Below are 6,947 nucleotides of genomic sequence, written 5' to 3' on the forward strand. Positions count from 1 at the left end.
GATGGGAGCTATGGATGGGGTGGGGTTATCATCATTTATGCGGTCTATAAATACCAAGCCGGGGTCACCCGTTTTCCATGCCTGGTCTACAATACAATCAAACACACAGGCGGCATTGAGCCTGCGGACTACTTCACCGGTATGGGGATTAATAATGTCATAGTCTTCACCACTGCGCACCTTGGTCATAAAGTCTCTGGTGACCACAACTGAAATATAGAAATTAGTAAGGGCATTGGGGTCACCCTTGCACGAAATAAAATTGAGAATATCCGGATGGGTTACATCCAGAATAGCGGCGTTACACCCCCGGCGCACACCACCCTGACGCACATAATCTGCGGCGGCGGCAAATATATTTATTACCGAAACCGGTCCTCCGGCCACTTCCGTCAGCTCACCCACTTTGTCTCCGGCAGGACGCAGGTCAGAGAAAGAAAACCCGGTGCCACCCCCGCTTTTATGAATAAGAGCCGTCTGTTTTACGGCATCGAAGATAGATTCTATGGAATCTTCTACCGGCAGGACAAAACAGGCCGAAAGCTGGCCAGCCTGCCGTCCGGCATTCAACAAGGTAGGAGAATTAGGCAGGAACTCCAAGCGGGACATAGCCTGATAAAATTCCTCTTCAATACGGCTGGTATCCGTACCCGGTGCATATTTGTGTTCGGCAGATGCCATCACTTTGGCAACCCGGTGAAACATATCTTCCGGCGTTTCAATCACCCGGCCACTATCATCTTTTTTAAGATACCTCTTCTCCAGTACCCTCTTGGCGGTAGTGGATAAACGCACATTTGCCGGAATTGATTGTCTGCCGAATCCTACTGTCATCTAAAAAACCTTAACGGCCTTATCACCGATTCGTTTCATATCCAGAGTAAGTACTACTACGTTATTCAGGTATTTGCGGGCAACCACGGCGGCTTCTTCCACTTCTTCCTTGTTAGCTGCCCGCCACGGGCAACCCGGAATTGGGAAATACGCATCTATACGGAAAGACATATCTTTATCTATACTGGCCAAAAACTGGGCAACCTTTTCTATCTCGTCTTTGGCAATATAATCAGGTATATACACCACTTCCACGTGAAGTTTGCGGTCACCCAGACCAGCATGTATTTTCTTCAGATTTTCCAGCGCAGATTTATTTGAACGGCTGGTATAATCACGATAAATATCTTCGGAGTAAGCCTTCAGACTAAAAATAATCTGGTCAATATCTGTAAGATCTGGCATCCTGATACCATTGGTCAGCAGGATATTGAAAGAACCATATTTTTCATGAACGGCCTTGGCAAGTTTAGGCAGTTCGGGGTCAAGTACCGCTTCAGTACCCAGAAAAACCGCGTATTTTATAGTGTACCCGTCTATCTTTTCCATGACCTGGTCAAAAGACAGAAATTCAGTGGGAGGAGATTGTCTTTCACGGGTAATGATTTCGGCTACCGGGTCATCCAGCAGGCCAAAATCATAAACCTCGTAATTGGTATAACAACCACGGCATTTTAAATTACATTCAGTCCAAAAATGAAAATCCATTGAATGGTAACTTGGCTCATATGCCAGATGATAAACCTTCATTCAGTCCCCCAAACATGATTAGCAAGCCTCTTGGAAGGCTCGCCTTTATAAGTATAACACTGTTAAAATACCCAAACAATAATCGCTTTTAGCAATCTAACTCTTTGTTTGCTAGAATTTATTGTACCATATGTTTTTGCTTTTAGCATCAGGTTTTTTAAATATTTCCCTAAGCATTCCGGATATTTTGTATCAGCTTAAATCCCCAGCAGTATCAAACCGAAATGCATAGCCAAAGTAAGCCCGGTTGTCCAAACCGCCACCCCGGCTGATATCCAGATAAATAGCTTAAGTCTGTCTGCACTTAGCATAACACCCAAAAAGGCAGCTATGGGGGCACTGGTCAGCACGGGAGATAAAATGCCTAACCCGATAATCCCATATTTCAACCAGACTTTGTACAAACGGCCTGAATGAAGTCTTTCCTGCAGGGCAGAAATGATTTGGGCAAACAGGGCTGAGAGGCTTAACGTTGCATCACCGGTACGATTTTTATCCAGCCAGCGGTTTGAGCCGCTGCGTACCCGCTCTGCCAAAAGGATTATAATACCTACTCCAACCAGAGTGCCCCCGATTACCAGCAGGATAACCAGCCACGGGTCTAAACCCCAAATCAAACCTATAGGTATCGCAAGCCAGATTTCCACCAGTGCCAACAAAAATACGCCGATTATTTGAAAAAACATCTATCTATAAACCTGTACTTTCAACTATCCTTGTCTTTTGAAACCTGTTTGACATATAACCGCGGGGAGGTGGATACAACCTCTTTCAAAGCCAGTATCCGGTCTTTCAGTTCCTTCCCGCAGGCATCTGTTTCCAGATATTTCTCAAGCAGGGTTTTATCCAGTTCTGAAACCTTATCCCACAACCCCAGCGGTTCAAGCAAATCATGTACCGCCTGGTTGTTATACCCGCTGCGTGAAACCTCTTTGTAGCTTAATGCGTGTTCACTGCCAAATACCCGCCCAAGCGAACTAGCACGGCAGTATTCAATGATAGCCTCTTTGAGGCTTTCTATCCGGGCTTCAATTTCATTTTTCCGTGACTGAAGCATCACATATTCCTCTACCGCTAAGGGTATATCTATAGGTGATGCTTCGGGTAACTGCGGAGGGGGTGCATATTTGTGGCGATACAGCGGACAAAGATGGGCAAAGTCACACGGGCAAAAATTGTTTTCGCAGGCAGGGAAAATGGCCTTTTCTATTTTTCCGGCTACTTCCAGCACCAGCCGCCGGGCATCAGCGATAACCTCTTTACTTCTGGCAGGACAACGCATAACTGTATTTGAACGCAGGTGATACAGGCAAAGTTCACCTACCGGCAAATACCAAATCTGCTCTACCGCCAGCTGGTAAAGGCTTAGCTGGAGGTTGTCTTGAACGTATTCAGCCGAAAACAGGTCTTTATTACTCTTGTAATCCACAATACAGAGTTCACCTGAGGGGAGTTTATCCACCCTGTCTATCTTGCCGGTTAGTTTGACTCCATCCAGATTTACGGTGTACTTGTGCTCTACTGCCAGCGGCATATGAAAATCAGCCCGGTGTATGCGATGGAATTCCGCAAGTATCTCCCTGCCTAACTGGCGGTAGTTTTCTTCTATTTCAACAGATTCGTATCCTCCAGACCGCCAGTGCGACTGGTAATACTCCATCAGTTTTTCCAGACTGAGGGGTGGAGGTACTTTTACCCTGAAAAAATGCTCGGCACAGTCATGCAAAGTTGTACCAAAACTAAAATATCCCTTTTCTAACGGTTTCAGGCCATCACTATAGAGAAAACGGTATTTTAGGGGACAGCTTTGGTACTGGTCTATCTGGCTGTAAGAAAGGGGACGCATAAATACTCCGCCTGTAAAACTGATATAATATTAAAGTACATTATAGCCTTGTTCTCAGGGCTATGGGAAGGTGCAAGATAGGCTTGGAAGATGTATCTTACCTTTTAGCCCTTGCGGGCGGACTGGCCGCTTTTTTCTCACCATGTGTACTGCCAATGATGCCCATTTATTTGGCCAGTCTGGCCGGAGCTGATGTCCTTGATGCCCAGCCAAACTCCATTACTTCTTTTAAAGCCCTGCGGCATTCAATAGCCTTTGTAGCCGGTTTCAGCCTTGTCTTTACCAGCCTTGGGGCTTTATCCGGGCTGGGCGGGGTTATCATAAACCCCAGTGACCTCTGGGTAAGGATACTTTCCGGGGGAATGCTTGTTATCTTTGGCACATATATGCTACTCAGCCTGCGTTTTCCGTCCCTCAGTTTTGAAAAGCATCTGGCCAGTCAGCAAAACCTGAGAACCGGGGGATATATCAGGTCTTTTTTAAGCGGGGCGGTTTTTACCCTTGCCTGGACGCCCTGCATAAGCCCAATGCTGGGAAGCATACTATCCATTACATTCGGAGGGGAAAGCCCGCTCTATGGTTCGGCTCTGCTGGCTGTTTTCTCTCTGGGTATGGGCATTCCATTTGTACTGTTGGGACTGCTCATTCAAAAGACCTTACCGCTCGTACATAAAATCAGCCGCTACTCAGCTGCTATATACGGTGCAAGTGGCGTGATACTGATATTTATTGGTATACTTATACTTGGTAATCGAATAGGTTTTTTCAGCACTCTGCAGATTTGAAATGGAAAGTAAACTTATAGCCCTCAGTTTCCTGCTTCTTAGTAGCCTTTGCCTGTCCGCCTGCAGCCAAACCACGCCAGTTCCGGCTGACAATGGTGAACAACCTGTGGCAGGCATTAAAATAAACAATCTGGCACCTGATTTTTCCCTGAAAAACCTTACGGGTCAGGAAATAAGGCTAAGTAACCTGCAGGGTTCAGGGGTAATTTTAAACTTCTGGAAAATAAGCTGCAGTTACTGCAAACAGGAAATGCCTTTCTTTGAAGCGGCCTACCTAAAAAACAAGGCTCTCCCCAGCGGCATTAAGATTCTTATGGTAAATATAACAGAAAATAAATCACTGATAGAGCAGTTTCTGAAGGACAACCGGTTTACCTTTCCGGTACTGCTGGATACCACCGGTGCTACAGGGCAAACCTATAATGCCAATTATATTCCCATTACCTATTTTATAAATGCCGAAGGCATAATAAAAGCCATAAAATTCGGGGCATTTTTCAGCCAGACAGATTTTGATAACCAGCTAAACAAGATAAACTAAGAACTAAGGAGTAACCAATGACTGATATATTAAACGAAGCATCAAATATAGCCCAGTGCAAGGAATGCCCCTGGTACCGGGCGTGCACAACTCCCATGCGCTACACCTCTGAAGATATCCGCCGTCAGGTGCAAAATGGCGGTCCGGGTATGAATGCACCTCAGGATGAGGCTGCTATGCAACAAATGTTATCCATGGCTTCCGCCGCCCAAAACTCCATGCTGGAGGCTTGCCCCATTTTCATTGAACGCCTGCGGAATAACCCTAAACTGGGGCAGAAGCTAAAGGAAATGATGCAGAACTGGAGTCAGGAAATAAACTAAAGAAGCGGCTGGCTGAAATAGGTATCCACGATATAACGGGCTGTTTCGGCTACCGCTTTTTGAACTTTTCCGGTTAACCCCTGTTCCATCTCAAGGGGAATGTATTCAGGCTTAACTGCCAGTACATCTATTCTCACGCCCCCGTCAGCATGAAGCTCTTTTAGCATATTCAGAGTGGGCATAAGGTGTAGAGAAAAGTCATTTATCTTTTCCGGAGATACCTGGTCTACCGTTAATAGCCCCATTTCCCCTACTCCCAGCCCTGTTTCCATAGCATCTACCAAAACTATAACTTTAGGCTTGGTGTCGCTTATTATTATGTTAAATAAAAGCTCTCGGATAGCTGTGCCCACATCCATAACGCAGGCAAAAGAAGGAACCCGGCTATGGGTATTTAAGTAATCTGCCACAGCCGGGCCAAAACCGTCATCACCATAGAGTATATTTCCGCAACCGAATACAACCACCGGACGGGAACAATACTCCGGTAAATAATCCATATTTAGTTAGAGTAAGTCTGGACCAGCTGGCCGTTTGCATCAACTATATCCAGCCTGACCGCTACTTTGCCGTTAAGCTCGTGAGTAGAGCAGGACAAGCAAGGGTCATAAGCCCGTATAACCATTTCAATTTCATCTAAAATAGTTTCGTTGTATTTGCCACCCTTGATAAGAGTTTGGGCGGCTTGTTTTACGGACATGTTTATAGCAGCATTGTTCATAACAGTAGCTACCACCAGATTGGCATCGGTAACCAGACCATTTTCGTCCGTAGTATAGTCGTGGATAAGGGTGCCGCGGGGGGCTTCTACACAACCCACTCCTCGACCGGCTTTGGGAGTTACCGGTACGCGGGTATTGGTGCTGGTAATTTCGGGATCAGAAAGAAGCTCTATCACTCTTTCTGCATTGTATAAAAGCTCTATCAGGCGTGCCCAGTTGAAAAGGAGTGATTGCTGGGCAGGACGGCCGAATTTAGCCCTAAATTCTTCCAGTTCTTTTTGAGCCAGAGGGGTAGCAATCCGGTCACAGGCATTTATACGGGCCAGAGTATTTACCCGGAAAATGCCGGAGGGATTGTCCAAATCCATATTGAACTCACCCAGCTCCTTGGCATAAGGGAATTTGGCGTAACTCCAGTCTTCTACCCGTTCGGTAATGTGATCAAGGTAATCTTTTGGAGCAAATTCGGTAAACTTGCCGTCAGGACGCATAAGGCGAAGATTGCCGTCATACTGGTTTAGAGCACCATTTTTATCCACCGTACCCAAAAAGCCGGTCTTGATAACACCTATTTCCTTGATCAGGCCTTCATATTTGCTGAAAAGATTTTCTTTGGCATAAGCTATGGAGAACTTGGAGAACTCCAACAGCTCTTTAGCCATTTCCATCATTTTTTCACGTTCAGTTTCAGTAAGCGGTTTTGAAAATCCGCCAGCCACAGCCGCTACAGGGTGGATATCTTTTCCCAGCAGGTAATCCAGCATTTTTGAGGCCAGATGGCGCGAACGGATAACCTTCTGCCCCAGTTCAGGCATCTTCTGGGCTATACCAAAAACATTGCGCATGGAGTAGTTTTCACCCGGACCCATTACAAGGTCTGCTCCAGCTAAAAAGAAGAAGTGGAGAATGTGTTCTTCCAGATAAGCGGTGGCATTAGCCAGCTCACGCAGTTTGCGGCCGGCAGACGGCGGGGTAACCCCGAAAACACTGTCACAGGCCTTAGCAGAACACAGATGGTGGGAAAGCGGGCAAACACCGCAGATACGCGGGGTAATACGGGGCATTTCCTCTACCGGACGCCCTATACAGAATTTTTCAAAACCGCGAAGCTCTATAATATGCATGCGGGCATCAGATACATTACCA

General features: G+C 46.2%; 9 protein-coding genes. 3 read left to right on the forward strand and 6 right to left on the reverse strand.

The features are described from left to right. From WC259_RS07020 to WC259_RS07035, 4 genes are all read right to left on the reverse strand, one after another. A partial coding sequence (locus tag WC259_RS07020; protein ID WP_372643855.1) for a ribonucleotide reductase N-terminal alpha domain-containing protein occupies window positions 1–834 on the reverse strand: 834 nt, incomplete at its 3' end. Beyond that, a complete protein-coding gene (locus WC259_RS07025) occupies window positions 835–1,584 on the reverse strand; it encodes a radical SAM protein (RefSeq protein WP_011309134.1) in 750 nt (249 codons plus the stop codon). A 197-nt stretch (window positions 1,585–1,781) separates the two neighbouring features. Then, a complete protein-coding gene (locus tag WC259_RS07030) occupies window positions 1,782–2,270 on the reverse strand; it encodes a small multi-drug export protein (RefSeq protein ID WP_012984269.1) in 489 nt (162 codons plus the stop codon). Window positions 2,271–2,290: 20 nt separating this feature from the next. After that, complete coding sequence (locus WC259_RS07035) at window positions 2,291–3,430, reverse strand: RecB family exonuclease (protein WP_372643858.1); 1,140 nt, start codon at window positions 3,428–3,430, stop codon at window positions 2,291–2,293. 83 nt (window positions 3,431–3,513) lie between these two features. Between WC259_RS07035 and WC259_RS07040 the strand changes: the two genes are divergently transcribed. From WC259_RS07040 to WC259_RS07050, 3 genes are read left to right on the forward strand one after another with little or no spacing between them, the layout of a single operon-like run. After that, window positions 3,514–4,215, forward strand: coding sequence for a cytochrome c biogenesis CcdA family protein (locus WC259_RS07040; protein WP_015407003.1), 702 nt, complete (start codon window positions 3,514–3,516; stop codon window positions 4,213–4,215). A gap of 1 nt (window position 4,216) precedes the next feature. Then, the gene (locus WC259_RS07045; protein ID WP_012984267.1) at window positions 4,217–4,756 is read left to right on the forward strand and encodes a peroxiredoxin; all 540 of its coding nucleotides are present in this window, start codon (window positions 4,217–4,219) and stop codon (window positions 4,754–4,756) included. A gap of 17 nt (window positions 4,757–4,773) precedes the next feature. After that, on the forward strand, window positions 4,774–5,079 hold the full coding sequence (locus tag WC259_RS07050; RefSeq protein WP_011309129.1) for a hypothetical protein: 306 nt from the start codon (window positions 4,774–4,776) through the stop codon (window positions 5,077–5,079). Here WC259_RS07050 and WC259_RS07055 read toward each other — a convergent pair. Together WC259_RS07055 and WC259_RS07060 are read right to left on the reverse strand one after the other, a co-directional pair. Continuing rightward, the gene (locus WC259_RS07055) at window positions 5,076–5,579 is read right to left on the reverse strand and encodes a hydrogenase maturation protease (protein ID WP_012984266.1); all 504 of its coding nucleotides are present in this window, start codon (window positions 5,577–5,579) and stop codon (window positions 5,076–5,078) included. The two genes, WC259_RS07050 and WC259_RS07055, sit on opposite strands and share 4 nt — an antisense overlap. A 2-nt stretch (window positions 5,580–5,581) precedes the next feature. Continuing rightward, a partial coding sequence (locus tag WC259_RS07060; RefSeq protein ID WP_372643863.1) for a Ni/Fe hydrogenase subunit alpha occupies window positions 5,582–6,947 on the reverse strand: 1,366 nt, incomplete at its 5' end.

This window comes from Dehalococcoides sp. (genome assembly GCF_041654235.1).
In the GTDB taxonomy this organism is placed as follows: Bacteria; Chloroflexota; Dehalococcoidia; order Dehalococcoidales; family Dehalococcoidaceae; genus Dehalococcoides; species Dehalococcoides mccartyi_B.